Consider the following 3165-nt stretch of genomic DNA (forward strand, 5'->3'; position numbering starts at 1 on the left):
GTGCCCGCCAGCACCGAGGTCGCCGCCACCCGCCGCGCCACGCCGTACATGTTGGCGAAGAGGTAGGAGTTGATCCCCGGCGCCATCGCCGCCGTCACCACCGCCGAGCGGAGCTGCGCCTCCGACAGGTCCGCCACCGTCGTGCCCAGCGTGTAGGCGATCGCGGGATGGAGCCCGAGCGCCAGCGCGCAGACGAAGGCCACGATCCAGAGGTCGCCCTCCGGCTTGTAGCGGTAGAGGATGCCGCCGAGCCCGAAGAGCGCGGCGGGCAGCGCCGCCCGGATCATCAGGTTCAGCGCATCCTGGAGAACGCCCGGCACCGCGAGGCCCGAGAGGTTGACGACGAAGCCGAGGCCGACCCCGATCATCAGCGCGTTGCTGAACATCGCGCGCGCGACGAGCCGGGCGGTCCTTAGCCCGCCGCCGCCGCCCGACTTCACGATCTCCATCGTCGTGATGCCGAGGAGGTAGCAGAAGGCCGGGTGCACCGAGACGATGGCGAAGTTCGCCGCCAGCGCGTCGGCTCCGAACGCGCGCTCGGTGATCGGCAGTCCGAGGAGCACGCTGTTGGCGAAGAGCGGCACGAAGCCGATGGCCACGCAGTCCCGCCAGGGCCGCCCGAAGAGGAGGCGCGCGCCGAACATGCCGAGGAAGAAGTTCGCCGTCGACCCCGCGTAGAACGAGCCGAGGAGCGCGAGGTCGAATTCCGCGCCCAGGTCGAGGCTCGCCACGCCCGAGAAGAGGAGGCAGGGGATCGCGAACTTCTGGGTGAAGACCATGAGCCCGTCCACCGCGCTGTCCGCGAAGAGCCCGCGCCAGACCGCGAGGTAGCCCGCCCCGATCAGGAGGAAGACAGGCACGACGACCGTGAGGATGCCGATCATTCCGCGCCGTCAGACATCGTAGGAGATCACCATGCCGTCATGGGCGGGCACGATGTGCTCCGGCGTCTCCTCGAGCACGGTGCGGTAGTCGAGGTCGATGTGCATGTTGGTGAGCACCGCCCGGCGCGGGGCGGCGCGCGCGATCCAGTCGAGCGACTTCGCCAGATGCGCGTGCGAGGGATGCGGCGTCCGCCGGAGCGCGTCGAGAACCCAGCAGTCCAGCCCCTCGAGCACCGGCCAGGCCGCTTCGGGGATGTCCGAGACGTCCGGCAGGTAGGCGAGGTCCCCGATGCGGAAGCCGAGCGCGTCGATGTTGCCGTGCTCCACCTCGAAGGGGCGGAAGGTGATCGGGCCGCCCGCGCCCTCGATGGTCACGTCGCCCTCGATCGCGTGCAGGGTCAGGATCGGGGGATAGGCGCTGCCCGCGGGCTGCACGAAGGCATAGCCGAAGCGGTTCAGGAGGTCGTTCTGCGTCGGCCCGTCCGCCCAGACGGCCAGGCGGCGGCGGGTGTTGAAGACCACCATCCGGAGATCGTCGAGCCCGTGGACATGGTCGGCATGGGCATGGGTGAAGATCACGCCGTCGAGCCGCCCGATGCCCGCGTCGAGGAGCTGCTGGCGCAGGTCCGGCGAGGTGTCGATCAGCACCGCCGTCTCGCCCCCGGACCCGAAGCGCTGAACCAGCATCGAGCAGCGGCGGCGGTTGTTCCTGGGCTCGGCCGGATCGCAGTCGCCCCAGTGCCCGCCGAGGCGCGGCACGCCCCCCGAGGAGCCGCAGCCGAGGATCGTGAAGCGCAGCTCGCCCATGCTCAGGCCGCCTCCGCCCAGGCCTTCGCCTTGCCGAAGAGGCGGTCGAAATTGGCGGTCGTGGCGGCGGCGAACTCGGCCTCGCTGACGCCGAAGACCTCGGCGCCGACGCGCGCGGTATGGGCGGTGTAGGCGGGTTCGTTCCGCCGCCCGCGATGGGGCGGGGGCGCGAGATAGGGGCTGTCGGTCTCGACGAGGATGCGCTCGAGCGGCGCGGCGGCGAAGATCGCCCGGAGCTCGCGGCTCTTCGGGAAGGCCGCGATCCCCGACATCGAGAGGTAGAAGCCGAGGCCGAGCGCCGCCTCCGCCAGCGCGGCGCCCGAACTGAAGCAGTGCATGACGCAGGGATAGGCGCCCGCGCGATGCTCCTCCGTCAGGATGCGCGCCATGTCGTCGTCGGCGTCCCGGGCGTGGATGATGAGCGGCAGGCCGGTGCGCCGCGCGGCCTCGATGTGGATGCGCAGGCTTTCCTGCTGCACGGCCTTGCTTTCGGCGGTGTAGTGATAGTCGAGGCCGGTCTCGCCGATGCCGACGAACTTCGGGTGGCGGGCCAGCGCCTCGAGCGCCTCGACGGTCGCGAGCGGCTCCTCGGCCGCGCTCATCGGGTGGGTGCCGGCGGCCCAGAAGACGGGCGCGTGCGCCTCGGCGATGGCGCGCACCGCGTCGGCGTTCCGCAGGCGCGTGCAGATCGTCACCATCCGCCGCACGCCCGCCGCCACGGCGCGCGCCACGATCTCCGCCCGCTCGCCCTCGAAGTCGGGAAAGTCGAGATGGCAGTGGCTGTCGACGAGTTCGGGCAGCGTGTCGGGCATGGCGTCCGGATCGGGATGGCTCAGGGGCTGGATACGGCCAGCCGCGCGGCGGTCCGGTCGATGTCGAGGAACATATCGAAGATGAGGGCGGCAGGGTCAAGGTTGACCGCCCGGCCGCGCCGGGCGCGCGCGGTCAGCGAGGCGGCGAGGTCGGCCCAGTCGCGGGCGGCGCGCGGGTCGGGCGCGAGGCGGGCGAGCATGGCCTCCTCGCCGGGCACGATGGGCGCGGGCGCGGCCCCGGTGGCGCCCGCGCGCGCGATCCGCGCGAGCGCCGTGTCGAGAAGCGACAGCGTCAGTTCGAAGCGGCCCTCCGCGCCGCGCGCGCCCGCGGCCTCGGCGAGCCGCAAGGCGGCGGGCCGGTCCATGTCGGGCAGCCCGCCGAGCAGCGCCACGATCTCGGCGTAGAGGGCGGGGCCGCCCTCGGCGATGAGCTCGACCGCCGCGCCCACCGACCCGCCCGAAAGCGCGGCCACCGCCTCCGCCCCGCCGCCCGCCTGCATCCCCGCGCCCTCGAGCGCCGCCGCGAGGTCGGCGGGCCCCAGCGGCTCGAAGCGCAGCGTCCGGCAGCGCGAGCGGATCGTCGGCAGGAGCGCCGAAGGCCGGTGCGACACGAGGAAGAGGACCGCGTTCCGCGGCGGCTCCTCCAGCTCCTTCAGGAGGGC

At 72.8% G+C, this 3165-nt stretch carries 3 protein-coding genes and 1 pseudogene; all 4 read right to left on the reverse strand.

Features of this window, described 5'->3' with window-relative positions; all coding sequences use genetic code 11:
* Window positions 1-884: AEC family transporter (locus tag ACTS11_RS17900; RefSeq protein WP_442641655.1), on the reverse strand; the 884-nt coding region annotated here is incomplete at its 3' end.
* Between the two features lie 9 nt (window positions 885-893).
* Window positions 894-1691: an MBL fold metallo-hydrolase gene (locus ACTS11_RS17905; RefSeq protein WP_442641656.1), complete on the reverse strand. Its 798-nt coding sequence runs from the start codon at window positions 1689-1691 to the stop codon at window positions 894-896.
* 2 nt (window positions 1692-1693) lie between these two features.
* Window positions 1694-2503, reverse strand: coding sequence for a TatD family hydrolase (locus ACTS11_RS17910; RefSeq protein WP_442641657.1), 810 nt, complete (start codon window positions 2501-2503; stop codon window positions 1694-1696).
* Window positions 2504-2523: 20 nt separating this feature from the next.
* Window positions 2524-3165, reverse strand: a pseudogene (locus ACTS11_RS17915) (DNA polymerase III subunit delta'); the annotation flags it as partial.

The organism is Roseicyclus sp., assembly GCF_052168335.1.
Lineage (GTDB): Bacteria > Pseudomonadota > Alphaproteobacteria > Rhodobacterales > Rhodobacteraceae > Roseibacterium.